Below are 26,625 nucleotides of genomic sequence, written 5' to 3' on the forward strand. Positions count from 1 at the left end.
CAGGGTGATTTGCCAATAACCCTGCCTTTGCCCGGTGTCAGGCCCCCTCGGCCGCACCGGGCTTTTTTATGGCCCGGCCTGAACTGAGTGCCCAGACTTCCGGCAAAACCTCAATATTGATATTCTTCGAACACCGGTAGCACGGAATCGCCCCAGCGGCCGTGATAAAGCGCGAGCAGGTCTTCGGCGAGCGTGGTCTTCTTGGCCAGGACCTCGTCGAGCGACGAGAGGAACACGGTCTCGTCCTGGCCTTCGCCATTCAGCCGCTTGCGATTTTTCAGACCGGTGCGGGAAATGTCGAGAACCTCGCGGGCGATGCCGAGAAGCGGCTTGCCGGCAATCTCTGCATTGAGCCCCTTGGCCGGTACGGCGTTGCGAAGCGCGATCACCTCATCGAAATTCCAATCGGCGGTCAGCGCATCGGCAGCGTCGAGCGCTTGCCCGTCATAGAGAAGGCCGACCCAGAAGGCGGGCAGGGCGCAGATGCGCCTCCACGGACCGCCATCGGCGCCGCGCATCTCAAGGAAACGCTTCAGCCGCACATCGGGGAAGAGCGTGGAGAGATGGTTCGTCCAGTCACCCATGGTCGGTTCCCATGCGGCGATTTCGCCTTTCAGCGCCCCATTCATGAACTGGCGGAAGGTGACATGGGTGCAATCATGATATTTGCCGTCGCGCACGATGAAATACATCGGCACATCAAGCGCCCATTCGACATAGTCCTTGAAGCCGAAATCGTCGTTGAATGTGAAGGGCAGCACGCCCGAGCGGCGATTGTCGGTATCACGCCAGATATCGCCGCGCCACGAGAGAAGTCCGTTCGGCTTGCCCTCGGTAAAGGGCGAAGAGGCAAAGAGCGCCGTCGCCAACGACTGCAGCTTCATGGAAACGCGCATCTTCTGGCGCATGTCGGCTTCGGATGAAAAGTCGAGATTAACCTGGATGGTACAGGTGCGGTACATCATGTCGAGACCCTTGGTCCCGACCTTCGGCATATAGCGGGTCATGATCGCGTAGCGCGATTTCGGCATGCGCGGCGTCTCGTCATAGGTCCACAGCGGGCTGCCGCCGATGCCGAGGAACCGGATGCCCATCGGCTCTGCCACTTCGCGAAGGGTCGCCAGATGCTGGTTGGATTCCTTGCAGGTCTGGTGCAGGTTTTCGAGCGGCGCGCCCGAAAGTTCGAACTGGCCGCCGGGCTCGATGGAGATGGCGCCCATGCCGTGCTGCTCGCCAAGGCCGATGATGTTGTCACCGTCCATGATCGGCTCCCAGCCAAGTTTCTCCTGCATGCCCTTCAAAAGGGCCGAAATGCTGGCTTCGCCAAAATAGGGAACCGGGCTGTTATCTTTTCGAAAAAACGCGAATTTCTCATGTTCGGTGCCGATGCGGAAATCCGATTCGGCTTTGTTACCGCCCGCCAGATAGTCGGTAAGTTCGGTCACGGAGGAAAGGGGTGTCTGGTCGGTCGTGTCGCGTGCCATGGCTTACCTTGTTATGACGTCTCTGTTGCGGCGAGGCATATGATTGGCAGATAGGGCCGGATCGTATCCGGTGGCAAATGAATTTCTTTTAAAGATGCATGAAGCGCAATGGCGCCCCTCAGTTCCAGTCGCCGATAACGGCTTGAATGACGGCGAGCGCGGCAACGGCGGCCGTATCGGCTCGCAATATACGCGGCCCGAGGGGGATCGGGGTAACGAAGGCAAGGCTGCGCAGCAACGCCCGTTCCTCCTCGGAAAAACCGCCTTCCGGGCCGACCAGCAGGGCGATCTTGCGCTCCTTGACGGCCTGCAGGATCGGCAGCGGATTTTGGCCCGCATCGCCTTCATCGCAATAGATGATGCGGCGGTCATTCGGCCAGGTTTCCAGCAGGTCTTTCAATTTTACCGGCTCTGCCACTTCGGGCAGGGACAGAATACCGCATTGTTCGGCGGCTTCGATGGCATTGGCGCGCAATTTTTCGGTGTTGTGGATCTTGCCCTGAACATGCTGCGTCATCACCGGTTGCAGCAGGCCGGCACCCATCTCCACCGCTTTCTGCACCAGATAATCCATACGCCCGACTTTCAGCGGCGCGAAAAGATAATGCAGTTCCGCCGCATCCGGCTGCGGCCGTGTCTGTTCGAGCGGAACGAGAACGATCTTCTTGCGGCTCGGGAAGGCGAGCTTCGCTTTCCACTCGCCGTCGCGGCCGTTGAACAGCAGGATTTCCGCGCCGTCGCTGAGGCGCAGCACGTTGGCGAGGTAGTTGAACTGTTCGGCTGTCGCCTCCTGCGCCACACCCTCGGAAAGGGAGGCGTCAATGAACAGGCGTTGCATCCGGAAATTTGCGCGCATGGGATTTCGGTTTCAGTGTCAGAGGAAGAAGAAGGATAGGAGCCAGTAGAGCAGCGCCGCAAGTGTTGCGCTTGCGGGAACGGTAACCACCCAGGCGGCGATGATCGTCATGAAATGCGAGCGTCGGACAAGATAACGGCGGCGCACCTCGGAAGGATTGTCGAGATATCGGGGGATGCGGCGGGGTTCACTCGTGCCCGACTGGACGAGTTCCTGCCGCCTTCGCGATGCCTGCGTGTACCATTCGCGGAAGAAGCCGACACCGAACACCGCGCCGATTGCCGTATGGGTCGTACTAACTGGCAGACCGAAGCGCGAGGCGACGAGAACGGTCAGCGCCGTTGCCACCGAAACGCAGAAGGCGCGCATCGGATTGAGCTTGGTAATCTGTTCACCGACAAGGCGGATGAGGCGCGGGCCGTAGAGAAGAATACCGCAGGAGAGCCCGAAAGCGCCGACCAGCATCACCCACAATGGCGCACGAGCGGATGTCTGCACCGCCTCGTCGTGCAAGGCCCGCACGATGGCGACGACGGGGCCTATGGCATTCGACACGTCATTTGCCCCATGGGCAAAGGACATCAGGCCGGCGGCGAGAACGAGCGGCCATTGGAACAATATGCGAAGCGACTGGTTGCGGTTTTCCAGTCCCTCCGACTGTTTGCGGATGATCGGCACGCTAAGCCGCCAGACGAGGAGGCCCGTCACCAGCCCTATGATGCTCGCATGGCCAAGCGAGACATGCATGAGCTGGCGCAATCCGACCCAGATGAGATAGGCCATGAAAACGCCTGCCATGAGGCCGATGAGAACCGGCACCCACAGCCGGGCAGACCCGATCTTGTCCTCACGGTAGATGATGAATTCCTTGATGAAGGCAAGGATGGCGATGGCGATCGCGGCACTGATGAAGGGCGCAAGCACCCAGGCAAAGGCGATGCTGCCGAGCGACAGCCATTCGACGGCTTTCGCCCCATAAGCGGCCATGCCCGCCCCGGCAACCCCGCCGACTACCGTGTGCGTGGTGGAAATCGGCGCTCTCGTCCAGGTCGATATGTTGACGAGAAGGCCGGCAGCAAGAAGCGCCGAAAGCATCGCCCAGGAAAATGCAGTCCTGTCGGGAATGGTCTCGACGTTGATGATGCCGCTCGAAATGGTCTCGACGACATTGCCGCCGGTGATCAGTGCACCGGCTATCTCGCAGATGGCGGCGACGATGAGCGCGACGGCAAGCGGCATAGCCTTGGCGCCGACGGCAGGGCCGACATTGTTCGTGACGTCGTTTGCGCCGATATTGATGGCCATATAGGCGCCGATGGCGGCAGCAACGATGATGATGACGGAGCCGGCCGTGCCGGTGACGAAAGCGCCGGCAAAGAGGGCCGCAAGAACAACGAACATGAAACCTGCGCCAAGGCCCGCAAGCTGCTGCGTGACATGCAGCGTCGCTTCTTCGACACGGGTAATCTTGTCGAGATCCTTGTCGAGCGTCGGCTTCATGTTTGATGGCGGCTTCGTTGCCATTCACACCTCGTTTGCCAGCATTCCCTTTCGTCCGGCAGCGTCGCAGGTTGAAGGCAATTTACAGAAAGACTGTTACATCTCGCACATCTTCCCAAAAGAAAAGATCGGAAGATTGATGTCGGAGAACCAAACTCCACAATGCCACTCTTCGGGCAAGGGCGCTATTGTGAATGCGCCATCCGCTTGTCGAAAGCGAGCATAAGCGCCTTCAATTCCGGCTCGTTGACGCGTTTTCCGGCTTCCCTGGGACTGACCCATTCCAGCCGTCGCGATTCCTTTTCCGGAAAGCTGTCGCGCATTTCCGAAACTTGGAGCAGATGCACCTGAACCTTGCAGGGCACGTTGATGCCGCTGTTCAGCTTCTTCTCATATTCGTAATAACCGAAAGGTGCCTTTTCCACCGTGCCTTTGACGCCGGCTTCTTCATAGGCTTCCTGTTCGGCCACGGCATGGGCCTTCTTGTTGGCCATGGGCCAGCCCTTGGGAATGACCCATCGCCCGGTATCACGGCTGGTCAGCAGCAGCACTTCCGGCTCCGGATTGCTCTTGGACAATCGATAGCACAGCGCCGCATATTGCTGTCGCGGCGGTCTGCGCAACATCAAGCCAACGTCTGTCGCCAATCGATTCAAAATCTTCAATCCGAATAAATCCTCTTCGTCGGGTAATGATAATTGCTAATATAGAGATGCCACAGATTCCGCCAATCCCCCTTGACCCATAACCCACTGCTGTCTTCGTGGTTATGAAGCTTTGGGGCAAATTATTGGGGTCGATTGGCGAACAAAGTTTTGGCCGGTTGGTTCCCTGACCGGGTAGCCGATGCAGATAATGCTCTATCTGCCCGCCTTCAAGTTAGTCAGAATGCAAGGCCGATATGAATTATGGTCGGGGCTGCTTCAATCAGGGTTTATACCCCAGTGCCGGAGGCCTTCGATCACCCCGTCAGCCTCCGTCGCTGTCGAGTGAAAGAAGCGATTGTCCTGCCGGGCCAGCAAGACGAGCTCAGGCAGTGCATTGCCCACGATCACGCCGCGGATGGTCTGCAATTCAAACATCGCCCGATCATTGCCAGTATCACCTGAGACCACTGATTCGTCGAGGCCGATGCCGAGTTGTCCACATAACCATGCAAGTGCTGCGCCCTTATCGGCGGCTTTGGGCAATATGTCGAGGTCGCGATCGCTGGAGTAAACGATGCGCGCGTCTATATCGGCTGCTAGAAGGGCGGCTTCAACCTCGGCAAGCGCAGCGGCATCGGCATCGTGCAGGAACCAGCTCGATTTCAGGCCGTGCTGGTATCGCTCCTCCTGCATGGTCGCGCCTGGAACGCCGCCCATGACGTCGGTGATCTTCCGGGGGTCGAACCCGGTGCCGAGGGAGTGTGTATAGGCGTTTTCTAGTTCGCTGCGTTTTTTCGCATGCAGCATCGTGCCGACGCCGCCAATGATATAATCCGGCTGCGGCAGCGGCACCTCTTCCAGAAGGGCAAGCTGATCATCGATCAACCGGCCGCTGTTGAAGACAAGAACCGGACGAACATCATCCGGCAGGGAGTACCAGAAATCGCGGAACCGCCGCGTGGCGTCGTTATCGCCAACGACGGTTCCGTCAAGATCAGTGGAAAGAAGACGAATCTGTTTCAATCGCCGTCATTCCACGGTTCGGCCCAGTCCGCCTCTTCCAGAACTGGCATCATGGTCCTGCCTTCCACAACCGCGAGAAGCTGCTGGGCAATGCCGGTCCATGTGAACAGGCTGCGCGCCTTGTGGGCCCCCATGCGGGAAAGCCGCCCGTAAAGCCGCTCGTGTTTGAACGGCTTCATCATGGTGATGCCGAGATCTTCCTTGTCGAAAGGATCTGCAAACAGCGCATGTCGCCCATAGCTGACGGCGCGGAACAGCCCGCCATGAATGGTGACGACGGTTGGCGTGCCGCTCGCCATCGCCTCAATGGCCGTCATGCCGAAAGGCTCGTAGCGGCTGGAAAGCACGAACAGATCGGCGGCGCGATAGATGTCCGGCAAGTCCTCATCCGCGACATAACCGGAAAAAGCCACCTTGTCTTCCAGCCCGAGCGATTTCACCCGCTCTTTCAGCTGGTTGAGAATGGTGGTTTCCTGCTCGTCCATATTCTCGCCACCGACGGCGAGATGCAGACGGGCTTCCGGCTCGCGCTCGGCAAGCACCGAAAAGCCGTCGATCAGCAGATCATACCCCTTGTTGGTGGCAAGTCGCCCGAGCGCCAGCACCACCTTGCCCTCAAAGCCGAAACGCTGCCGGATCATCTGCCGCGTCGCATCCGAAACCGGGAAGAAGCGGTTGTCGTCATAACCCGGTGGGATCATGTGGATATGTTTGCGCTTCTGTCCGTAGTCTTCGATGAGCACATCGAGCTGCACCGGTGTCGTAGCGATCACCATGTCGCAGCTGCGGTATATGATGAGTTCGTGCTGAATGCGTTCCTTGAAATTGAACTCCAGCTCGAACGTATCGGCCTTTTCCGGATAGTCAGTCTCCATCTGGCGTTTCTTCCAGATGCCGAGCGAATGCGGTGTGTGAAGGTGCGGGATTTTCAGCGCTTCGGAGAGCCTCTGGCCTGCCACGCCGGCGTCCCAATAGTGGCTGTTGATGAACGAGTAGTTGAGGTCGTTTTTCTTGATGAAACGCAGCGCATTTTCGCACCATTCCATCAGGTGTCGATGCAGATATTCCTTGGGAATGAAGTCACGCCCGCCGCAGGGGATGCGCACCACACGGACGCGCTCGTCAACCTCGTCGAATTCCGGCTGGTCTTCGAAGCGGCGGGTATAAAGATCGACGGTATAACCGAGTTGGCCGAGTTTGCGTGCAAGCTCAAGCACATAAACCACCTGTCCCCCGGTATCGGCAGCGCCCAGTGGCGGGTGCGCGGCGACATAGCCATGCGTCGATATGAGAGCTATCCGCGGATAGCGTTCAGTTTCGCTCGTGGTTGTCATGGGTCCCATCTTGGTAAATTTTTCCAATTAACCCGATAAAAAGACCGAACGGCACAAAAGGTTCCATCAAAACAGGAATAAAATGGATGGCACATTTCGCCAGGTGGCGTTTTCAGCTGCCGCGCTGCTGCTGTCGCAGGCGGGAAATGCGGTCCCATTCGCGCGCCTGATGCGCTCTGGATGTCGTCTCCACGATGAAGTCGATATGGGCCTCCGCCGCCGCCCTTGCCGCGGCCGGATCGCCGGCGGCAATCGCATCGTGGATGGCGATATGTTGCCTCAGCACCTCGTCATGGGCGCCGGCGATAGTGAAGATGAGGTGACGGTTATAAAAGATGTCATCGCTCAGGAGTCGGTAGCAGGAGCGTAGCGTATGCATCAGCACGATATTATGCGCGGCCTCGCCAATGGCATTGTGAAATTCCACGTCGCTGGTGAGCTCCTTTTCAAAGTGGCCCGCCTCATGTGCTTCACGCATCCGGTCGACGATGGCGGCAAGGTTGAGCCTGTCCGGTTCCGTCGCCCGCTTTGCGGCAAGCTCGGCGGTCATGCCTTCGATATAGCGGCGATATTCGAGAAAATCCCGCGTCGCCCGGCTGTGGCGGGTGATCAGCGCGCTCAAGGGATCGGAAAAGACCGGCCCAACAATATCGGCCACATAGGTGCCGCCGCCATGCCGGCTGGTGAGAAGACCGCGGGTCTCAAGTTCCTTCAGCGCTTCCCGCAGGATCGGGCGTGAGACATCGAGCTTCTGCGCCAGTTCCCGTTCGCCCGGCAGCCGGTCGCCATCACGCAAAATGCCATCGAGGATCAGTTCCTCGAAACGTAAGATCACCTCCTGCGATGTGCGGCTGTGTTCGATGCGCGCAAAGAGCGTTTCATCCATCGCAGAACTCTCCGGCGAAATCCCGCCACCTATTTGATGAGGGGCAAATTATCAGCGAAGCATCGTACTGGTCAAATATTCTATCCAGTTGTCGCGTTGACTGCATCAATGCCTGCGGCATCTCGGCATCTGCCTTTTTGAATTGGCTTTTGTTAAAGCGGTCTCGGACGGGGTGATGGCGGCAGATTTTTCTGTCAGGTGGATCAAAACAGTGACATCGGCATCGATCATGGTGTTGTCATCACGATCGATGCCTTAGACGTCAGCCATAGAAGCGGGGACAATATCGCAATGGCCAAGGGTAGATTTGCATTCGCAAGCGCGCCGGAGAGATCGCTCGCTCTGGGCGAGGTCCATGCGCGGCCGACCGTGCTGCTTGCCCCGTCGCGCATCATCATCCAGCTTGCCTTCATGATGGATGGCGGCTCGGCCGTGCACCATTCGGTCATTGCGGAAATGTCGCGCGGCCGGGGTGTTGCGCCGCCGGAGCGCGATGCCCGCCACCACGCCATGCCCTGGGGGCAGGGGACACTGCGCTGGGAGCGCCACACGGAATTTTCCACATGGTTCTGGGACGGCCCAGCGCCGGAAAAGTTCGGCGGCGAGATTGCCGGCGATCCCTTCGGCGACGGCTTTTCGCCGCCCGGCTCACTGATCTCGGGCGTGCGGCTGGAAATCCGCCCTGAAAGCGGTGCGGCATCGCAAGCCGAAGCGATGTTCGAGCCGACCAGTCTCTGTCACAGCGATGTGCGTGACGGTCAGGCGGCAATCCTCACCGATTTCCGCCAGGATCGCGACGGGCTGACGCAGATATTGGTGATCGACCGGGGCCTTACCGATTACAGCCGCGGCGCGCTGGTGCAGCGGCTGCTCGATATCGAAACCTATCGCACGCTCGCCATGCTCGGCCTGCCCATGGCGCAGACGCTGTCGCCGGAAATTCGCCGCATCGAAGATGGCCTGACCGGCATCACCCAGCGCATGAAAAGCGACGCCCGCGACGAGGCGGATGCGCTGCTTGCCGAAATGACCCGGCTTGCCGCGGAACTGGAGGCCAATGCCGCGCTCAGCCTTTATCGTTTCGGCGCCAGCCGCGCCTATGACGGCATCGTGCGCGAACGCATCCGGGCGCTGGCGGAAACCCCGGTTCAGGGCCATGAGACCATGGGCAGTTTTCTGGAACGGCGCATGGCGCCGGCCATGCGCACCTGTCAGTCGGTGGAAGAGCGGCAGGCCAACCTGTCGCGCAAGCTCTATCGCGCCACGGCGCTCGTCCGAAGCTGGATCGATGTGGAGCTGGAACGGCAGAACACGGTGCTGCTCAACACCATGAACAAGCGCGCCGCCATGCAGCTTCGTCTACAGCAGACCGTGGAAGGCCTGTCGGTCGCGGCGATCTCCTATTACGTGGTCGGCCTCATCGGTTATCTTACCAAGGCAATCAGCCATGATGTGCTGCCGGTCGATCCCGCTGTTGTCACCGGCTTTTCCGTTCCCTTCGCCGTGCTTGGTGTGTGGTGGGTGGTGCGCCGCATCCGCCGCTCCCATGCGGAAGGCGGGCACTAAGGCATACTCTAACTTCCCTCATTCCTGTGCTTGTCACAGGAATCCAGCCGACGCGCGTCTGCGCGGCGAGAAGGCTCTTCTCAGCCCAAGGACTTGGGCTGACTGGATCCCTGTGACGAGCACAGGGATGAAGGAGGATAGGTGATGCTGCAGTGTGGCCTTGTCACCTCAACCCTGCTCCCAATAGGGCGAGGGGCCATAAAGCGCGGCGAGATAATCAATGAACAAGCGCACCTTGGCGGGCAGGAACTGTCGGCTGGGATAAACCGCCGAGAGCGTGACGTTGCGCGACCCTTCATAACCGGGCAGAACCTGCACCAGCTTCCCGCTGCGCAATTCGTGGCCGATATCCCATGTCGAACGCAGCGCAATACCAAGCCCTGATATCACCGCCTCGCGGATCACCTCGCTCGAATTGGTGATGAGCATTCCTTCCGGACGAAGGCTGAGAGCGCCGCCGGGTCCTTCTAGCCGCCAGATGTCATTATTGTGCGCCGGCAGGCAGCGGTGTCTTTTCAGATCCTCGATTGTATCAGGCACGCCATACGCTGCCACATAATCAGCCGACGCGCAGAGCACACGCCGCACAGGCGCCAGCCTGCGGGCGACGAGGCTGGAGGAGTTGAGATCGGCAATGCGGATCGCCAGATCATAACCGCCTTCGATGATGTCGATGAATTCGTCGCTGAGCACCAGATTGACCGAAAGATCGGGATGCCGCTCCATGAAGCCCTTCAAATGTGGCGCAATATGCATGCGCCCGAAGGAGGTGGGGGCGGAAACCTTCAGCGTACCGCTGACGGTATTGGCCCGGCCGGAGACAAAATCTTCGGCCTCTTCAAGGCCTTCCAGCACGGCAAGCACCCGCTCGTAAAACCCCTGTCCTGCTTCGGTCAAAGAAATCTGCCGCGTGGTGCGCTGGAAAAGCCTGGCGCCGAGCTTTTCTTCCAGCCGCTTGACGCGTTTGGAAATCACGGCGGGAGAATAACCGAGCTCCTTGGCGGCGAGCGACATGCTGCCGGAGGCGGCGACGCTTGCAAAGACTTCCAGATCACCCAGATTTGTCACAGATGCCCCTGATTGTTTCTGAAACGGAAAAAATCCTTAGCATTTGATTGCTCTGTTTCAAAGTGGTAAAGAAAGAATACCAGTTTGGATGAATGGCAGTGGAGGGGAGCGGTGACGCAGCCGATCAAGTTTCTGGAGCCGCGCGCGCAGATCGTCGCGAGCCGTGACCGCATTATAGCCGACCTCAAGGATATTCTGCCCGCAGACTGCCTTGTGCACGAGCCGCGCGAACTTGTGCCCTTCGAAACCGATGCCTTCGTTTCCTATCGCCGCCTGCCGCTGGCCGTGGCGCTGCCGAAGACCACGGGAGAAGTGGCTGCGGTGATGAAATATTGTCACCGCTATGGCATTCCGGTCGTGCCGCGCGGCGCGGGCACTTCGCTGTCCGGCGGTGCCATTCCGCAGGAGGACGCTGTCGTGATCGGCCTTTCCAAGATGAGCGCGATCCTCGATCTCGATTTTTACAATCGCACGGCGCGGGTGCAGGCTGGCGTCACCAATCTCTCCATTTCCGATGCGGCCGGCGCGGAGGGGTTCTTTTATGCGCCGGACCCAAGCTCGCAACTCGCCTGCACCATTGGCGGGAATATCGGCATGAATTCCGGCGGCGCGCATTGTCTCAAATACGGTGTCACCACCAATAATCTGCTCGGCGTGAAAATGGTGCTGGTGGATGGCACGGTGCTGGAGCTGGGCGGCAAACACCTCGATGCTGACGGCTACGATCTTCTCGCCCTCGTCTGCGGCTCAGAAGGCCAGCTCGGCATCGTCACGGAAGCGACGGTCCGGCTGATCGCCAAACCGGAAGGCGCACGCCCGGTACTGTTCGGTTTCGAAACCTCGGAAGAAGCGGGCTCCTGTGTCGCCGATATCATTGGCGAAGGCATCATTCCAGTTGCCATCGAGTTCATGGACAAGCCGGCCATCGAGATCTGCGAAGCCTTCGCCAAGGCAGGCTATCCGCTTGATGTCGGTGCGCTTCTGATTGTCGAAGTCGAAGGCTCCGAGGCGGAAATGGACGCCATGCTCGCCGATATCGTCACCATTGCCAGAAAACACGGCGTGAAGACCGTGAAGGAATGCCAGTCCGCCATGGAAGCGGCGGCGATCTGGAAAGGTCGCAAATCCGCCTTCGGCGCAACGGGCCGCATCGCGGATTATATCTGCATGGATGGCACGGTGCCGCTGTCCCAGCTTTCTAATGTGCTGAAAAAGACCAGCGAAATCACCGACCGGCTCGGCCTTCGCGTCGCCAATGTCTTCCATGCCGGGGATGGCAACATGCACCCGCTGATCCTGTTCAATGCCAATGATCCTGATGATGCGGCCCGTGCCGAAGAGGCGGGCAATGAAATATTGAAGCTCTGCGTGGATGCCGGCGGTTGTTTGACCGGCGAGCACGGTGTCGGCATCGAAAAGCGTGACCTGATGCGGCATCAATATGGCGAGGCCGATCTTGCCCAGCAGATGGCGGTGCGCGCGGCTTTTGATGAGGACTGGTTGATGAACCCTTCCAAGGTGTTTCCGCTGGAGGGGAGGGGATGATGGGTGTGAGTTTTGTGACGACGGTGGGTGTGGCTAACCCCCCTCTGCCCTGCCGGGCATCTCCCCCACAGGTGGGGAGATCGACTCGCGGCAAGGTCTCACCTTTCTTTTCGGTCGAGATAGAGCGACGCAGGTGCGTCTTGCCGATCTCCCCACCTGTGGGGGAGATGCCCGGCAGGGCAGAGGGGGGTATCACTTGCTCGAAGGCAACAATCCTATGCTGACGCCCTACGCAGAAACCCAGGTCGCCGACATCATCCGCGACCACGCAACCAGGAAAAAACCGCTGAAAATCATCGGCGGCAACACCCGTTCCGGTTTCGGCAATGCGGTGGCAGCAGCTGAAACGCTCTCCTCCCGCGCGATGGCTGGCATCGTCTCCTACGTCCCCGCCGAGATGGTCATGACCGTCAGGGCCGGCACACCACTCGCCACGGTCGAAGCGGCGCTGGCGGAAAACCGTCAGATGATGGCTTTCGAGCCGATGGACCACCGTCCGATCATGGGCACCGACGGCGAACCGACCATCGGCGGTGTCTTCGCCGCCAATGTTTCCGGTCCGCGCCGTTATGTGGCGGGTGCGGCACGTGACAGCCTGCTCGGCATCCGTTTCGTTAATGGCAGCGGCGAGATCATCAGGGCCGGCGGCCGGGTGATGAAGAATGTCACCGGTCTCGATCTGTCGAAGTTTCTCGCAGGTTCGTTCGGCATGCTCGGGTTCCTCACCGAAGTCACATTCCGCGTGCTGCCGAAACCGCCCGTCGAAAAAACCGTTGTCGTATCCGGCCTTGATGATGAGGCGGCGACGCGCATCATGGCGGCGGCGATGGCGATGAGCGTCGAGGTTTCCGGTGCTGCGCATCTGCCGGAAAGCGTGCGTTCGCGTTTCATCGATGGTGCTCTGCCGGAAGGCCCGGCGACTATTTTGCGGCTTGAAGGGCTCGCCGCCTCCGTCGAGGCGCGCGCGGCCAAACTTCTGTCTGTCATGGACCGGGTCGGTCCATGGACTTTGCTGGAGGGCGACGAAAGCAGGCTTTTGTGGCGGCAGGTGCGTGATGTCGCGCCCTATGTCGGGCAGGGTGCAAAACCACTCTGGAAAGTCTCGGTCGCGCCAGCTGAAGGCCACCGGCTTGTCGCGGCGTTGCGCATGGAAGCGGGCATCGATGCCTTCTACGACTGGCAGGGCGGCCTCATCTGGATGCAGATGGAGGCGGACCCAGAGGCTGATTTGCTGCGCGGCGCGATCCGGGCGCTTGGCGGCGGCCACGCCACCTTGCTGAGGGCGAGTGATGCGGTGCGCGCAACGGTGCCGGCCTTTGAACCACGCCCCTCGGCGGAAGCGCTGCTTTCGGCGCGCATCCGGGAAAAGCTCGATCCCGCAGGCATCTTTAATCCCGGCAAGATGGCCGTAACGATGGAAAGGGCCGTCTGAACCATGCAAACATCCTTCACGCCTGAACAGCTGGCCGATCCGCATGTGGCGGAATCCGAAAAAATCCTGCGTAAATGTGTGCATTGCGGTTTCTGCACCGCCACCTGTCCCACCTATGTGACACTTGGCAACGAACTGGACAGCCCGCGCGGCCGCATCTACCTCATAAAGGATATGCTGGAAAACAGCCGCCCGGCCGACCGAGAGGTGGTCACCCATATTGACCGCTGCCTGTCGTGCCTTGCCTGCACCACCACCTGTCCTTCCGGCGTGGACTACATGCATCTGGTCGATCACGCCCGCGCCCACATCGAACAGACCTATCAGCGCCCATTGATGGACCGGCTGATCCGCAATCTGCTGGTTGCTGTTCTGCCCCATCCCGGCCGCTTCCGGCTCTCCCTGCATCTGGCGCGGCTGGCGCGGCCTTTCACGGGTCTGCTTGCGAAGGCTCCGGCGCTGAAGCCGCTGCAATCCATGCTCGCTCTTGCGCCCGCTACGGTGCCTGCGGCCTCCGCTTCCGCCCGTCCGGGCGCGCGGCCGGCAGAAGGCGAGAAACGGGGGCGCGTCGCCATTCTTACCGGCTGCGCCCAGCCAGTGCTCGACCCCGGTATTAACGAGGCGACGCTGCGCCTTCTCGCCCGGCTTGGTGTTGAGGTCGTTGTGCCGAAAGGGGAGGGTTGCTGCGGATCACTGGTGCACCACATGGGCCGGGAGGAGGAGGCGCTGGCTTCGGCGCGGCGCAATGTCGATGTCTGGACGCGGGAAATGCAGAATGGCGGTCTCGACGCCATCATCATCACTGCCTCCGGCTGCGGCACCACCATCAAGGACTATGGCCATATGCTGCGGCTCGATCCGGCCTATGCTGAAAAAGCCGCGCGGGTCTCCGCGCTTGCAAAGGACATCACCGAATATCTCGCCACGCTCGATCTGCCGCAAAAGCAGAGCCAGGGCCTGACCGTCGCTTATCATTCCGCCTGTTCCATGCAGCATGGACAGAAAATCACGATAGCGCCGAAGCAGCTGCTGAAGGTGGCGGGTTTCACCGTGCGTGATCCGGCGGAAGGGCACCTTTGCTGCGGCTCGGCCGGAACCTACAACATTCTGCAGCCGGAGATTTCCGGCAAGCTCAAGGCGCGCAAGGTGAAGAACATCGAGGCCACGCGGGCTGATGTTATCGCGACAGGCAATATCGGCTGCATCACGCAGATCGGAACCGGCACGGACATGCCGATCCTGCATACGGTAGAGCTGCTGGACTGGGCCTATGGTGGTCCGAAGCCGGCGAGGCTTTTGGTTTAGAACTTATACGCCACGCCAAAATTCACGGCATTGGTGATGATGTCGGTTTTCAGCTTGCCGCCATTGTCGATATCGACGTCGACGAAGGAATAGGTGCCCTTATATTCCACGAATGTCGACCAGCTATCGGTGATGCGGTAGCTGAGGCCTGCCTGCGCCTGCAGCGTTGCGCCGCCGAACTGGTATTCGAAGGTCTTGCCTGACGGGCGGTACACTTCGACATGCGGCACGTTGATGCCGACGCCGGCGCCCACATAAGGGGTGATCGGCAGGGATTCCAGCGGAAAGCGATAGAGCGCGTTCAGCGTCAGAAGGTTCAGGCCGTCGGTGAATTCGAAGTGCGACCAGCCGGAACGGGCAAGCGTCTCATCGTCGGCATAGACCTTGTCATGGGTGTAATCGAGCGAGATACCGAAATTTCGGAGCTGGCCCTCATCGAACCAGTAGGTGCCGCGCACGCCCCAATAGGGCGGGTTGGAAAAGGACTTGCCTTCCCATCCGGCCCGGAAATCCGGCCCATCGGAAACCGTCACATCGCTGTGAGGCGCGCTTTGCCAGCCGCCATAACCGGAAATTTCAAATTCACCTGCAAAGGTGGCAGAGAAGGAAACGCCGCTGAGAAGCAGGGCGCAGACAAAAGAAGCGTGGCGCGGCATAGAGAGAATCCAGATTGATATCAGAAATGCACCAAACCGTTTTTTGATAACATTTAGATGACAGAAACGAAAAACGGGCGGTCAGTTGACCACCCGTTTCAAGGCCGTTCCATCATCCCTTAAGAGAGGTCCGGCGCCTGGCGTCCCCCGCCAAGTCTCGCAAAATCAATCTAGTAGCGATTGTATCGCTCCGGGACGACAATTCAAGCGTGACGCGCTGCCATGGCGGCTCCAGGCAGGCATATTAACGCCACCGTTGCCGTCATATCACAATAACGGTGGTTCCGACGTTCACACGCTCGAAAAGATCGGTGACATCCTCGTTGCGCATCCGGATGCAGCCGGACGAATTGTTGCTGCCGATCGTCCATGGCTGGTTGGTGCCGTGAATGCGGTAAAGCGTGGAGCCGAGATACATGGCGCGCGCGCCCATGGGATTGGCCGGGCCGCCTTCCATAAAGGCCGGCAGGTAATGTCCCTTTGCCGCTTCGCGGGTGATCATTTCTTTTGGCGGGGTCCAGCTCGGCCATTCCGCCTTGCGGGTCACCTTGTGGGTGCCGGCCCATTCGAAGCCGGGCTTGCCGACGCCGACGCCATAACGCCGTGCCTTGCCATCCGCCATGACGAGATAAAGGAAGCGGTTCGGCGTATCGATGACGATGGTGCCGGGCTTTTGTGTGGTCTGGTAGGTCACGATCTGCGGCAGGAATTGCGGCGCGATCTGCGTGCGTACCGGCGCGTTGGGCCGCACGGCGGCATTCTGCACCCGCGCCGGACGCTGCGATGTGACGCCGGAGCTGGGGCGCTGCGGCATGGCGGCCTGACGCTGCTGGAAGAATGGCTGGCGTGCGGCCGGTGCCTGCGGATAAACCACCGGGCGCACATTGCCGCGGCCACCCAGCTGCGTAACCCAAGGTGCGGAAAGGTCCGGGCTGACGACGATCGGCGGGCGCTCGCGATAACGCTCATTGGCCATGGCGGCCGGGACGGCGAGGGTGGAAACGAGGCTCAGCGCCAGAAAAACGGACTTGATCGTCATCGGGTGGACTCTCTCTGCGGGATGTCGCAACAATGGAACTTGCGGGAGCATTCACCCGCTTTGCCGGACACGTTCGCACCTCGACGCCAGCGAATCGTAAATGGCTGATCATTAAAAAGCCCTTGATTAGGGAAAGCTGGATTTAAGGTTAGCGCCCGGTTTTGAAACGTGGTGAATGAGTGGTAAGCGCGCAGCTTCCAATGGTTACGGGTGGGAGCGGAAAAGGGTTGTTGCGGAATGAGTGAAGCGGGACTTGAAACCGGTGCGGATGGCCGGGTGCGGTGTTTCTGGCAGCAGGGGCTTTCGGATTACAGCCGGTATCACGACGAGGAATGGGGTTATCCCGTGACTGACGATCGCCGCCTGTTCGAGAAGATTTGTCTGGAAGGTTTCCAGTCCGGGCTTTCCTGGCTCACCGTCCTTCGCAAGCGTGAGGCGTTTCGGCTTGCCTTTGCCAATTTCGAATTCGAAAAAGTCGCGGAGTTCGACGAAGCCGATATTGAGCGCTGCCTTGCCGACAAGGGTATCATCCGTCACCGCGGCAAGATTGTTTCCACCATCAACAATGCCCGCCGCGCCATGGCGCTGCGCGATGAATTCGGTTCGCTTGCGCGTTATTTCTGGGGTTTCGAACCTGCCGCCGCAGAAAGGCCGCAAAGGCTGGACTATGCGACGTTAAGGGCCAACCCCACCAGCGCCGCCTCCATCCGCCTGTCCAAGGATTTGAAGAAGCGGGGCTGGACCTTCGTCGGCCCGACGACCGTCTATGCATTCATGCAGGCCATGGGTATGGTCAACGATCATATCGAAGGCTGCCATTGCCGCCAGCCGATAGAGGCACTGCGGCGGGAGTTTGTACGTCCATGAAGGTAACCTCCCTTCTTCTGGCTCTCACCATGACTGTGGCCGCCATGCCGCATCCATCCTTCGCGGAAAGCCGCAATGTCGATGGCATCTGGCTCGATGACGGTGAAAGGCTGAAGGAGGTGGCCCTGCCGCCGGCGGGCCCGCTGAAGCTGGATGGCTGGACGCGGCGCGGGCGCGGCGATGTCTATCGCCTGAAAGTGAAGGCGGGACAGACGGTGAAGATCGAACTTGCCGCGTCAAGCGAATTTGTCCTGATGGCCGTCTTCGATTTTTCGACGCCGGACGAGGACGCGATCTTCTTCAGCGATGCCGAAGGGAAGACGGCGACCCTGACGCCAAAGGCGGATACGGAATGGCTGATCCGCCCGACGCTTATCCTGGGCTCGCCGCGCCGGGGGCTTGGCGCGCATTACATATTGACAGTCAGCACCGGCAAATAAAGCTCGGGAGCAAGACCCAGACGCATCAGGCCGTCTGCGTCAGCATGATCAGGCCGAAGCTCAGAACACCCAGCAGCACGAGTGACAGGCTGGCGGCCAGGATGACCTTGCCGCCGGCATGACGAAGGCTGCGAATATCGACCGACAGTCCCAGAGCCGCCATCGACATGATGGTGAGGATATTGGAGAGCGAGGCGACAGGGGAAAGCAGCGCTTCGGGAATGACGCCGAAGGACCGCGCCATGATCATCAGAATGAAGCCGACAATAAACCACGGAACCATCTGCTGCAGCTTCAGACGTCCCTTGTCAGACTGGCCATGGATGACGGAGAGTGTGGCGATGACTGGGCCCAGCATCAGCACGCGGATGAGTTTGACGATGGTGCCCGTCTGCACGGCAACGGCTCCAAGCGGCGCGGTCGCGGCCAGAACCTGCGGCACGGCATAAACGGTAAGACCGGCGAAGATGCCGTATTGGGTGGCATCGAGGCCGAGGAGCTGTGGCAGGAACGGCATCAAAAGTACGGCAGCGACGCCAAGAACCGCGGTGAAAGCAATCGAAGCGGCGACGTCTTCCGGCTTGGCGCCGATGGCGGGCGCCGCAGCTGCTATGGCGGAGTTGCCGCAGATGGAATTGCCACAGGCAATCAGCGTCGCAAGCTTGGGCGGCAATCCCAGCATTCGGCCGGCGGCATAGCTGACGACCAGCGACAGTGCCACGATCAGTGCGATGCCGCCGATCAGCAGGCCGCCGGCTCCCTTGAGGATGGAAAGGCTCAGGGATGCGCCGAGAAGTGCCACCGCGATCTCAAGCAGGGTTTTGGCGCTGAACTTTATACCCGCCGCAGCGACAGAAGGCAGCGACACCAGGGAACGCAGCAGCGTACCGATCAGAATGGCAAGTACGAGATCGCCAAGCCATGCGTGGCCCGCAAGCCGCACCTGAAAACGCTCCGCCAGAATGGCGGCGCAGCTGACCGCCGCGCAGATGAGAATGCCCGGCAGAAGCGGGGTAAGCCAGCGGAGCGAAAACTGAAGGGGATGAGCGAGGGTGCGATGATGTGCCATGTGCTGAAAATGCCGCAGCCGCCTGTTTTATTCTATCAAATAATATGGCATATATCATTCGATAAAATCGAACGAAACGCCATGACCTTCGAACAACTCCGTATCTTCATTGCCGTCGCCGAACGGGAACATCTGACACGTGCGGCCGAAGCCATCGGCCTGACGGCTTCCGCGGTCAGTTCCGCCATCAAGAATCTCGAAGCCTTTTATAATGTAGAGCTCTTCCATCGCGTCGGCCGAAACATCGAGCTGACCGAAAGCGGCCGGGCCTTTCTGGGCGAGGCCAAGGCGACGCTGGCGCGTGTCCGCAATGCCGAATTGATTCTCTCTGAGATGGGCGGGCTGACGCGTGGGGAAATAACCGTCTGCGCCAGTCAGACCATTGCCAGCTACTGGCTGCCACCGATCCTGATGCAGTTCAAGAAACTTTATCCGGGCGTCACGCTGAGGCTCGATATCGGTAATACGAAAACGGTGACACAGGCGGTGCTGGACGGTCTGGCAGAGGTCGGTTTCATCGAAGGCAGGATCGATGAGCCGGCATTGATGGTGCAGCCGGTCGTGTCCGACAAACTCCTGGTCGTCACCGGTTCGGCCCATCCCTTTGCCGATGGCCGTTATCTCACCGCGCTCGACATGCTTTACGGCACCTCCTGGGTCCTGCGCGAACAGGGCTCCGGCACCCGCTCCGCCTTCGAGGCGGCGGTGCGGCAGATGGGGGTGGATCCGGGTGAGCTGTCCGTCATGCTGGAACTGCCATCCAACGAGGCGGTGGTGATGGCGGCGCGTTCCGGCGGGGCTGCGACGGCAGTTTCAGCCTCGGTGGCGTCTCTATTCCTGCGACAGGGTTTGCTGGTGCGTTCCGGCATCGATCTGCCCGCCCGCAATTTCGCTTTGCTGCGCCACAAGGAGCGCCACACCAGCCGCGCCGCGATGGAGCTGGAGCGTCTCAGCCGTGCGGCATCAGAGGATTATAAGGCGGGGCTTGCGGGGTTGTAGGCAGCAGACGCAAGACGCGTGACTATTACGTCATTTCCCGCGCGATGACATGATGCAGGATGCGATAATCCCTGCTTTCTTCGCCCAAGGGTGCAAGCGGCCAGTCCCATGCGGCCGCAGGCGAGCCAGTGTCGACGCTATACATCAGGTCTTCCTGTTGCCGCAGGCTGCCATCCTTGCCGATGACGTCGAAGGCGGTGTCCGTCACCAGACAGACCTTGCAGGGTAGGCCGGCCAGCGCATCGAGATGCGTATGAATGAGCCTTGGCAGAAGATCATCAGGCGCGTTCGCAATTTTCTCTCGGTCCAACCGGTGCTGCGCCCCAGTGCCGATCTGCGACACGAGGTTGGCCGAGACGACGAAATCGAGATAGGGCACGCGCCGCAGGAAATCGAGCGGTTCCGCCGGCCGACCGACGATGAGATCATCGAAGCCGGAAAGATCGCGATTGGCGATGCGAACGTTTTTCTTGGCATTGAAACGCAGCTTCGCCTGCACGCTGGCAAGATGCACCAGATCGACCAGAACGACGGTATCGAACATCGCCACCAGCGCATCATAGGGCACATCCCGCAACAGGCCGGACCCCAGCACCACGGCCGTCCGCCTCTGTTTCAGCTTTCTCGCCGCTTGCAGCACGAATTGCCGGCTGTTGTTTTCATGCTCCGCCCACGCGGCGGCGCAGCGGTTGGCGCGTGCCCAGAGATTGACGGAATAGCGGATATGCGGCCGGAATTCTTTCGGCGTGACCGCGCGTGTCGCGGCATATTGCAGGGCTTCGAGGATCATGAATGCCTAACGGTAAATTTCACGGCGATGGCCGATTTCGACCACCAGCACGACAAGCTTGTGATCCTGTATATCGCAGATGATGCGATAATCGCCCACCCGGTAACGCCAGAAATTTCCAAGCTCGGAGCCTTGCAGAGCGGCGCCAGTCTGGCGGGGATTGGCGAGCGCCGCTACCCTCTCTTGAAGAAAAGCGCGGATACGCTGACGTATCTGTGGATCGATTTTCCGCATCTCTTTCTGGACAAGAACATCATATTCAATTGTCCAGATCACGCCAGAACTCCTCGGCGCTTATAATCTTTGATTCACCGCGCTGGATGCGCCGCGTCGCCTCTTCCGCAAGATAAAGATCTTCCATATCCTCGATATGTTTCTCGATCGCCTCGCGAATGTAATAGGCGGATGTGCGTCCGGTGCGCTCGGAAAGCGCCTTCAGCCGCTCATAGGTGTCATCTGGCAGGCGGATGGCCGTCTGTTTGCTCATCGCTTTAAGCCCTTTCCGACTAAAACGGGATACATGCATCCCATATAGCATCACTTGCCCCGCGGTACCAGTAAAACCGGAGCCTTTGCGGCTTGCCGCACAGGGCTTCATCCTCTAAAGCATGTCTCCCAAAAGTGCGCAGCGGTTTTGGGATAAAGACATGCGTAAAAACAGAATTTAAAGCGCGGCGCGCTTTAAAACCGGCATAATTTCAGGAAAATATCGGATCGGCATCATGAGCGAAAAAGCAAAAAAGCCTCAGAAACTGAAAGCCCGCCTGCCGCGTGGCTTCGTGGACCGCTCGGCTGCCGATATCCATGCCACCAATGAGATGATCGACAAGATCCGCAGGGTCTATGAGCTTTACGGTTTCGATCCGGTGGAAACCCCACTGTTCGAATATACCGATGCGCTCGGCAAGTTCCTGCCCGATAGCGACCGCCCAAACGAAGGCGTGTTTTCGCTGCAGGATGACGACGACCAGTGGATGAGCCTGCGCTACGATCTGACCGCACCGCTCGCCCGCCATGTCGCGGAAAATTTCAACGAAATCCAGCTGCCATACCGCACCTATCGCGCCGGTTATGTCTTCCGCAATGAAAAGCCCGGCCCCGGCCGCTTCCGGCAGTTCATGCAGTTCGATGCCGATACGGTGGGCGCAGCCGGCGTGCAGGCGGATGCAGAAATGTGCATGATGATGTCAGATACGCTGGAAGCGCTCGGCATCAAGCGCGGCGATTACGTCATCCGAGTCAATAACCGCAAGGTGCTCGATGGCGTCATGGAAGCCATCGGTCTCGGCGGCGAGGAAAACGCGGGTCGTCGTCTGAACGTGCTGCGCGCCATCGACAAGCTCGACAAGTTCGGCCCTGAGGGTGTGAAGTTGCTGCTCGGCCCCGGCCGCAAGGACGAATCCGGTGACTTCACCAAGGGTGCCGGTCTCGGTGACGAGCAGATCGAAAAGGTCCTGTTTTTCGTCGGCATCAAGGATTATGCGGCAAGCGCCGATGATCTTGCAAAACTGGTCGCAGGCACCTCGAAAGGCGAGGAAGGCGTTGATGAACTGAACATCATCGGCGCTCTGGTCACCAGTGCCGGTTACGATGCTGATCGCATCAAGATCGACCCCTCGGTCGTTCGCGGCCTCGAATACTATACCGGTCCGGTTTACGAGGCCGAGTTGACCTTCGATGTCACCAATGAAAAGGGCGAAAAGGTCGTGTTCGGCTCCGTCGGCGGCGGCGGGCGTTACGACGGCCTCGTGTCGCGCTTCATGGGCCAGCCGGTTCCGGCCACGGGCTTCTCCATCGGCGTTTCGCGCCTGATGACGGCGCTCAAGAACCTCGGCAAGCTCGGCCAGGTGAAGCCGCTTGCACCCGTTCTCATCACCGTCATGGATGGCGATGTGGAGAGCATGGGCCGTTACCAGCGCTTCACCCAGGCGCTGCGGGCCGAAGGCATCCGCGCTGAAATGTATCAGGGCAACTGGAAGAAATTCGGCAACCAGCTTAAATATGCCGACCGCCTCGGCTCCCCCATTGCCATCATTCAGGGCGGTGACGAGCGTGCGGAAGGCGTGGTGCAGATCAAGGATTTGATCGAAGGCAAGCGCCTTTCCGGCGAAATCGAGGACAATGCCAGCTGGCGCGAGGCGCGTGTGGCGCAGGCCAGCGTGCCGGAAGCCGAGCTGGTGGCGAAAGTCCGCGAGATTCTGGAGCATCAGGCAGAGGATGTACGGCGGGCGGAAGGCAAGTAACGTGGCGCGCGTGGCTTACCCCCCTCTGCCCTGCCGGGCATCTCCCCCACAAGGAGGGAGATCGGCAGGAGGCGCTAACACCACTTCAATTGCAGACATCGAGATGGGCGCGATCGCGCCGCATATCGATCTCCCCCCTTGTGGGGGAGATGCCCGGCAGGGCAGAGGGGGGTATCTCGCGGCGAGGCGGGCGTTGTTTTTTGTGCCCGACAGAGGTGGTGAGATTTTCCAGAGAGTGCGCCGCGTCACCGAAAAGGGCTGAAGCCATGGCGATCCTTGCGCTCGATCATGTTCAGCTGGCAATGCCGGCGGGACGCGAAGAAGAAGCGCGCCGGTTTTACGGCGGCCTGCTCGGTTTTGCGGAGCAGGTAAAACCTGCCAATCTCGCCGCGCGCGGCGGCTGCTGGTTCAGCTGCGGCCCGATAAAACTGCACCTCGGCGTCGAGCAGGATTTCCACCCGGCGCGCAAGGCCCATCCGGCCTTTCTGGTCGATGATCTGGCAACCTTGCGAAAAACACTTGAAACAGCGGGCTGCCATGTGGTTGAGGATGAGCCGCTGGAAGGGTATCACCGGTTCTATGTCCATGATCCCTTCGGAAACCGCATCGAAATGATGCAGCCGCTCAAACCGTGACGAAAAGTACCGTCCCATGCCCCTGATCGACATGCCGGAATTTGCCGGAGAGCTACTGGAAGAATTCGCTGCGCGCCGCACCAGCCGCGTGAATACGCCCGTCATCCAGCCCGCCGAACCTTTTCTGGATATGGCCGGAGAGGATTTGCGCCGCCGTATCTTCATGACGGAGAGCGAGACGGGGACAAGCCTCTGCCTGCGTCCCGAATTTACCATCCCCGTCTGCCTGCGCCACATAGAGACCGCGACCGGCACGCCGAAGCGTTATGCCTATCTCGGTGAAGTCTTCCGCCAGCGCCGTGAGGGCGCGAATGAGTTTTATCAGGCCGGTATCGAGGATCTCGGTGATACCGATATCGCCGCTGCCGACGCCCGTGCGGTTGTTGACGCCACCGGCATTCTGCAGCGCCTGCTGCCGGGCCGGGCGCTCGCCGTCACGCTGGGCGACCAGCAGGTATTCGAGGCGGTGGTTGCCGCCCTTGGCCTGCCGCTCGGCTGGCAGAAGCGGCTGGTGCAGGCCTTTGGCGATATGGCGCAGTTGGACGCGCTGCTGGAAAGCCTTGTGCATCCCAAGCCGATGACGGGTCTGGACGCCCGGGTCGCAGGCCTGCTGGCGACGGGTGACGAGGCGGTGCTGGTCGATTACCTCGATACGGTGATGCAGGAGACCGGCTATTCCACCAATGCCAGCCGCTCGCCGCAGGAAATCGCCCGCCGCCTGCGGGAGAAGCTGGCGCTTGCCGCCACGCGCCTGCCGGATGAGAGCTTTGCGCTGCTCAAACAATTTCTGGCACTGACGGCACCTCTGCCGCAGGCCTCGCAGGTGCTGGCCGATTTCGCTGCCAGGGCGAAGCTGAAGCTGGACGGTGCGCTTTCCGCCTTCGACAAACGTGTCGCAGCCCTTGCCAATGCCGGTGTCGATCTTGAAACCGTTACCTATGGCGCCGCCTTCGGGCGTCCGCTCGATTATTATACCGGCCTCGTCTTCGAGGTGGTGGAAGCGGGCGGTGACAGCGTGCTGGCCGGCGGCGGTCGTTACGACCGGCTGCTGACCCTGCTTGGCGCACAGGAAAAAATCCCGGCCGTGGGCTTTTCGTTCTGGCTGGATCGCATCGAAGCGGTGCGCGGGAGCGACAAACCATGATCACCATCGCATTGCCCTCAAAGGGCCGGATGAAGGAAGATGCCTCCGCCGTTCTGGAACGCGCCGGGCTGAAGGTTGCGGCCGTCGGCAACGACCGCTCCTATCGCGGTCGCATCGAAGGACGTGACGATATCGAGATCGCCTATCTGTCGGCCTCCGAGATCGCCCGTGAGATCGGCGCGGGCAGCGTGGATTTCGGCGTGACGGGTGAGGACCTCGTGCGCGAGGGGCTGACCAATGCCGATGCGCAGGTGGAGTTCTGCGCTCGCCTCGGTTTCGGTCACGCCGACGTCGTTGTCGCCGTGCCTGAAATCTGGCTCGATGTGGACAGCATGGCTGATCTGGGCGACGTGGCGTCCGAATTCCGCGCCCGCCATGGTCGAAGGCTGGCAATCGCCACCAAATATTGGCGGCTGACGCAGCAGTTCTTTTCACGCCAGCACGGCATCCAGCTTTATCGCATCGTCGAAAGCCTTGGGGCCACCGAAGGTGCGCCGGCGGCAGGGCAGGCCGATATCATCGTCGATATCACCTCCACCGGCTCGACTCTTAAGGCTAACCATCTGAAAATCCTCTCGGATGGTATCATCGTCCGCTCGGAAGCCTGTTTTGTGCGCGCCCGCAAGCCGGAGCATGAAGGTGATGCGGCGGTGTACGAGATTGCATCGCGCATCAAAGCGGCGGTCTGATAACTAAACAAAAAAAGCCGCCGGATCGCTCCGGCGGCCTTTTTTTGTTGATGGTCTATTCGATCAGGCGTGGGCCAGAGCAACACCGCGCTTCGCATCGACGGAATAGGCGCCTGCGCCGAAGGCGGCGAGCAGGATGTAAGCGCCTGCCAGGGTGATGTTTTTCATCAGCATGATGCCGTTCAGCGCGTTGATCCAGCCGAGAGCCGGGTCAGGCCAGCCGGGAACGGCAACCGTGCCGCTGTGGAAGACCAGGCCGGTGAAAACGCAGAAGACAGCGAGCGCCCAGGCAGCGATCTTCGTCTGGAAACCGGCGAGAATGGCAAGGCCGGCAACCAGTTCGAAGAGGCCAGCCAGGTAGGCAAGTGCGGTCGCGGCGGGCATGCCGGCACCGGCAATCATGCCGGCCGTGCCGCTCGGGTCGGTAAGCTTGCCAAAGCCGGAATAGATGAAGATGAAGGAAAGCAGAATGCGGGCGATGAGAACGAGAACGTTCTGGCTGCTGGACATGGGAATCTCCGGTAAGTGATCGGCGTGTCGCCGGGTGAGCTGTGAGGCAATGTCTGGAGATATCAATGGCCGAAAATCACTCATCTATAAAGATGAACAACGGGAGACAAATTGTCTTCATTTCGTGAACGATGAAAGGCAGCGGTCCGCGATCTTACGCGGCGAAGCGAATATCTTCGAAGCGCGGAAACAGGAAAAGCCCGGATATGCGCCCCTGCTGGCCATCTTCAAAACCGGACGATTCGCCCATGCAGATGACGGGTTGCCGCATTGCCGGCAAGATTGAGACGCTTGTCGAGAAACAGAACCGCGATGGTTCGGCGGAAACCTTTTCGAAAAGTTCCAGCACGCGGGCATGATCACCGCGATCATAACAGCGGACAAGGTTGAGCAGCCCGCATTCGCCCGGCGGCAGGCCGTGCATGAATGAAGTGTGTTCGCCAAGCCGGATGACACCGCTGGAAAGTTCGCCGCTCCATTCCTCTGAAATGAAGAAATGGGACAGGGTGCGGGAATCGGGTGCGGTCGTCACCGCCGCCGGCAGAGCATCTTTGCGTCTTGATATTTCAAACAAATCGCGCCCCCGTCTGAACACATGCCAGCGTCACCATTTCCAGCGACACTGCCCGGTTTAACCTTTACCGCCACCGCAGTGGAACGTGTTTGCCCAGCATCGAACCCCTTCAATGCTCGCCGTCCCGTCGCGGAACCCTTACGGGGGCTGACTTATAGTTTATTTTTCACTACCGACAACAACCGCTCGGGGAGAAAATCAAAAATATTATATATTTCTTCTTCAAAATCGCGAGAGACATGAAAAATAACAACTAAATAGCGCACACATAAGTAGGGAAAAACGAAAAATGGTCGTTGGTAGCGCTGTGATTCGCCCGTCGTG

Annotated in this window: 28 protein-coding genes; 11 read left to right on the forward strand and 17 right to left on the reverse strand. The window is 59.9% G+C overall.

Going from position 1 to position 26,625, the window contains the following annotated elements; genetic code table 11:
- Nucleotides 1-110 precede the first annotated feature (110 nt).
- The 7 genes from ACFVTJ_RS06240 to ACFVTJ_RS06270 form a co-directional block, all read right to left on the reverse strand.
- On the reverse strand, nucleotides 111-1,484 hold the full coding sequence (locus ACFVTJ_RS06240; RefSeq protein WP_386905594.1) for a glutamate--cysteine ligase: 1,374 nt from the start codon (nucleotides 1,482-1,484) through the stop codon (nucleotides 111-113).
- 118 nt (nucleotides 1,485-1,602) lie between these two features.
- Nucleotides 1,603-2,340: a 16S rRNA (uracil(1498)-N(3))-methyltransferase gene (locus tag ACFVTJ_RS06245; RefSeq protein WP_386905596.1), complete on the reverse strand. Its 738-nt coding sequence runs from the start codon at nucleotides 2,338-2,340 to the stop codon at nucleotides 1,603-1,605.
- A gap of 18 nt (nucleotides 2,341-2,358) precedes the next feature.
- Nucleotides 2,359-3,864: an inorganic phosphate transporter gene (locus tag ACFVTJ_RS06250; RefSeq protein ID WP_386905598.1), complete on the reverse strand. Its 1,506-nt coding sequence runs from the start codon at nucleotides 3,862-3,864 to the stop codon at nucleotides 2,359-2,361.
- Nucleotides 3,865-4,025: 161 nt separating this feature from the next.
- Nucleotides 4,026-4,466 carry an NUDIX hydrolase gene (locus ACFVTJ_RS06255; protein WP_386905600.1) on the reverse strand — a complete coding sequence of 147 codons (441 nt, stop codon included), beginning with the start codon at nucleotides 4,464-4,466 and terminating at the stop codon, nucleotides 4,026-4,028.
- Nucleotides 4,467-4,763: 297 nt separating this feature from the next.
- Complete coding sequence (locus tag ACFVTJ_RS06260; protein ID WP_386905601.1) at nucleotides 4,764-5,510, reverse strand: HAD-IIB family hydrolase; 747 nt, start codon at nucleotides 5,508-5,510, stop codon at nucleotides 4,764-4,766.
- On the reverse strand, nucleotides 5,507-6,853 hold the full coding sequence (locus tag ACFVTJ_RS06265) for a glycosyltransferase family 1 protein (RefSeq protein WP_172801569.1): 1,347 nt from the start codon (nucleotides 6,851-6,853) through the stop codon (nucleotides 5,507-5,509). The genes ACFVTJ_RS06260 and ACFVTJ_RS06265 overlap by 4 nt, the downstream gene beginning before the upstream one ends.
- Before the next feature lie 103 nt (nucleotides 6,854-6,956).
- Nucleotides 6,957-7,730, reverse strand: coding sequence for a FadR/GntR family transcriptional regulator (locus ACFVTJ_RS06270; protein WP_386905603.1), 774 nt, complete (start codon nucleotides 7,728-7,730; stop codon nucleotides 6,957-6,959).
- A gap of 291 nt (nucleotides 7,731-8,021) precedes the next feature.
- Here ACFVTJ_RS06270 and ACFVTJ_RS06275 point away from each other — a divergent pair, with 291 nt between their 5' ends.
- The gene (locus ACFVTJ_RS06275; protein WP_386905605.1) at nucleotides 8,022-9,296 is read left to right on the forward strand and encodes a DUF3422 family protein; all 1,275 of its coding nucleotides are present in this window, start codon (nucleotides 8,022-8,024) and stop codon (nucleotides 9,294-9,296) included.
- Between the two features lie 168 nt (nucleotides 9,297-9,464).
- Here the strand turns inward: ACFVTJ_RS06275 and ACFVTJ_RS06280 are convergent, their stop codons facing one another.
- Nucleotides 9,465-10,364, reverse strand: a complete 900-nt coding sequence (locus ACFVTJ_RS06280) for a LysR family transcriptional regulator (RefSeq protein ID WP_386905607.1) — start codon at nucleotides 10,362-10,364, stop codon at nucleotides 9,465-9,467.
- A gap of 111 nt (nucleotides 10,365-10,475) precedes the next feature.
- Here ACFVTJ_RS06280 and ACFVTJ_RS06285 point away from each other — a divergent pair, with 111 nt between their 5' ends.
- From ACFVTJ_RS06285 to glcF, 3 genes are all read left to right on the forward strand, one after another.
- Nucleotides 10,476-11,909 (forward strand): FAD-binding oxidoreductase, encoded by a 1,434-nt coding sequence (locus ACFVTJ_RS06285; RefSeq protein ID WP_386905609.1) that lies wholly within the window; start codon nucleotides 10,476-10,478, stop codon nucleotides 11,907-11,909.
- 217 nt (nucleotides 11,910-12,126) lie between these two features.
- On the forward strand, nucleotides 12,127-13,341 hold the full coding sequence (gene glcE / locus ACFVTJ_RS06290) for a glycolate oxidase subunit GlcE (protein WP_386905611.1): 1,215 nt from the start codon (nucleotides 12,127-12,129) through the stop codon (nucleotides 13,339-13,341).
- Nucleotides 13,342-13,344: 3 nt separating this feature from the next.
- Nucleotides 13,345-14,646 carry a glycolate oxidase subunit GlcF gene (glcF, locus tag ACFVTJ_RS06295; protein WP_386905613.1) on the forward strand — a complete coding sequence of 434 codons (1,302 nt, stop codon included), beginning with the start codon at nucleotides 13,345-13,347 and terminating at the stop codon, nucleotides 14,644-14,646.
- Here the strand turns inward: glcF and ACFVTJ_RS06300 are convergent.
- A complete protein-coding gene (locus ACFVTJ_RS06300; RefSeq protein WP_386905615.1) occupies nucleotides 14,643-15,302 on the reverse strand; it encodes an outer membrane protein in 660 nt (219 codons plus the stop codon). The genes glcF and ACFVTJ_RS06300 overlap by 4 nt on opposite strands.
- A gap of 262 nt (nucleotides 15,303-15,564) precedes the next feature.
- Nucleotides 15,565-16,341, reverse strand: a complete 777-nt coding sequence (locus ACFVTJ_RS06305; RefSeq protein ID WP_386905617.1) for a L,D-transpeptidase — start codon at nucleotides 16,339-16,341, stop codon at nucleotides 15,565-15,567.
- 237 nt (nucleotides 16,342-16,578) lie between these two features.
- Here ACFVTJ_RS06305 and ACFVTJ_RS06310 point away from each other — a divergent pair, with 237 nt between their 5' ends.
- Together ACFVTJ_RS06310 and ACFVTJ_RS06315 are read left to right on the forward strand one after the other, a co-directional pair.
- Nucleotides 16,579-17,208, forward strand: coding sequence for a DNA-3-methyladenine glycosylase I (locus ACFVTJ_RS06310; protein ID WP_386905619.1), 630 nt, complete (start codon nucleotides 16,579-16,581; stop codon nucleotides 17,206-17,208).
- Complete coding sequence (locus tag ACFVTJ_RS06315) at nucleotides 17,205-17,648, forward strand: hypothetical protein (RefSeq protein ID WP_386905621.1); 444 nt, start codon at nucleotides 17,205-17,207, stop codon at nucleotides 17,646-17,648. Before ACFVTJ_RS06310 ends, ACFVTJ_RS06315 begins: the two co-directional genes overlap by 4 nt.
- Nucleotides 17,649-17,673: 25 nt before the next feature.
- Here ACFVTJ_RS06315 and ACFVTJ_RS06320 read toward each other — a convergent pair whose 3' ends face one another.
- Entirely contained in the window at nucleotides 17,674-18,717 is a 1,044-nt protein-coding gene (locus ACFVTJ_RS06320; protein WP_386905623.1) for a YeiH family protein, read from the reverse strand.
- An 81-nt stretch (nucleotides 18,718-18,798) separates the two neighbouring features.
- On the opposite strand from ACFVTJ_RS06320, the gene ACFVTJ_RS06325 reads away from it, so the two are divergent.
- Nucleotides 18,799-19,716, forward strand: a complete 918-nt coding sequence (locus ACFVTJ_RS06325) for a LysR substrate-binding domain-containing protein (protein WP_386905625.1) — start codon at nucleotides 18,799-18,801, stop codon at nucleotides 19,714-19,716.
- Nucleotides 19,717-19,741: 25 nt separating this feature from the next.
- Here ACFVTJ_RS06325 and ACFVTJ_RS06330 read toward each other — a convergent pair whose 3' ends face one another.
- Genes ACFVTJ_RS06330 through ACFVTJ_RS06340 form a run of 3 tightly spaced genes read right to left on the reverse strand, consistent with a single transcriptional unit; the run spans nucleotide 19,742 to nucleotide 20,993 of the window.
- Nucleotides 19,742-20,506: a hypothetical protein gene (locus ACFVTJ_RS06330; RefSeq protein ID WP_386905627.1), complete on the reverse strand. Its 765-nt coding sequence runs from the start codon at nucleotides 20,504-20,506 to the stop codon at nucleotides 19,742-19,744.
- A gap of 6 nt (nucleotides 20,507-20,512) precedes the next feature.
- Nucleotides 20,513-20,782 (reverse strand): type II toxin-antitoxin system RelE/ParE family toxin, encoded by a 270-nt coding sequence (locus tag ACFVTJ_RS06335; protein ID WP_386905629.1) that lies wholly within the window; start codon nucleotides 20,780-20,782, stop codon nucleotides 20,513-20,515.
- Nucleotides 20,766-20,993, reverse strand: a complete 228-nt coding sequence (locus ACFVTJ_RS06340) for a DUF6290 family protein (protein WP_386905631.1) — start codon at nucleotides 20,991-20,993, stop codon at nucleotides 20,766-20,768. Before ACFVTJ_RS06340 ends, ACFVTJ_RS06335 begins: the two co-directional genes overlap by 17 nt.
- A 235-nt stretch (nucleotides 20,994-21,228) precedes the next feature.
- Here ACFVTJ_RS06340 and hisS point away from each other — a divergent pair, with 235 nt between their 5' ends.
- Nucleotides 21,229-22,749, forward strand: a complete 1,521-nt coding sequence (hisS, locus tag ACFVTJ_RS06345; RefSeq protein ID WP_386905633.1) for a histidine--tRNA ligase — start codon at nucleotides 21,229-21,231, stop codon at nucleotides 22,747-22,749.
- A gap of 85 nt (nucleotides 22,750-22,834) precedes the next feature.
- Here hisS and ACFVTJ_RS06350 read toward each other — a convergent pair whose 3' ends face one another.
- Nucleotides 22,835-23,017 (reverse strand): hypothetical protein, encoded by a 183-nt coding sequence (locus ACFVTJ_RS06350; protein ID WP_386905635.1) that lies wholly within the window; start codon nucleotides 23,015-23,017, stop codon nucleotides 22,835-22,837.
- On the opposite strand from ACFVTJ_RS06350, the gene ACFVTJ_RS06355 reads away from it, so the two are divergent.
- Genes ACFVTJ_RS06355 through hisG form a run of 3 tightly spaced genes read left to right on the forward strand, consistent with a single transcriptional unit; the run spans nucleotide 23,016 to nucleotide 25,217 of the window.
- Complete coding sequence (locus ACFVTJ_RS06355) at nucleotides 23,016-23,384, forward strand: VOC family protein (RefSeq protein ID WP_386905637.1); 369 nt, start codon at nucleotides 23,016-23,018, stop codon at nucleotides 23,382-23,384. The genes ACFVTJ_RS06350 and ACFVTJ_RS06355 overlap by 2 nt on opposite strands.
- A gap of 16 nt (nucleotides 23,385-23,400) precedes the next feature.
- Nucleotides 23,401-24,528 (forward strand): ATP phosphoribosyltransferase regulatory subunit, encoded by a 1,128-nt coding sequence (locus ACFVTJ_RS06360; protein WP_386905639.1) that lies wholly within the window; start codon nucleotides 23,401-23,403, stop codon nucleotides 24,526-24,528.
- Nucleotides 24,525-25,217 carry an ATP phosphoribosyltransferase gene (gene hisG / locus ACFVTJ_RS06365; protein ID WP_386905641.1) on the forward strand — a complete coding sequence of 231 codons (693 nt, stop codon included), beginning with the start codon at nucleotides 24,525-24,527 and terminating at the stop codon, nucleotides 25,215-25,217. The genes ACFVTJ_RS06360 and hisG overlap by 4 nt, the downstream gene beginning before the upstream one ends.
- 63 nt (nucleotides 25,218-25,280) lie before the next feature.
- Here hisG and ACFVTJ_RS06370 read toward each other — a convergent pair whose 3' ends face one another.
- The gene (locus ACFVTJ_RS06370) at nucleotides 25,281-25,727 is read right to left on the reverse strand and encodes a DoxX family protein (RefSeq protein ID WP_386905643.1); all 447 of its coding nucleotides are present in this window, start codon (nucleotides 25,725-25,727) and stop codon (nucleotides 25,281-25,283) included.
- A gap of 154 nt (nucleotides 25,728-25,881) precedes the next feature.
- A complete protein-coding gene (locus ACFVTJ_RS06375) occupies nucleotides 25,882-26,322 on the reverse strand; it encodes a hypothetical protein (RefSeq protein ID WP_386905645.1) in 441 nt (146 codons plus the stop codon).
- Between the last annotated feature and the right edge of the window lie 303 nt (nucleotides 26,323-26,625).

The organism is Agrobacterium sp. NPDC058088, from assembly GCF_042885035.1.
Lineage (GTDB): Bacteria > Pseudomonadota > Alphaproteobacteria > Rhizobiales > Rhizobiaceae > Agrobacterium.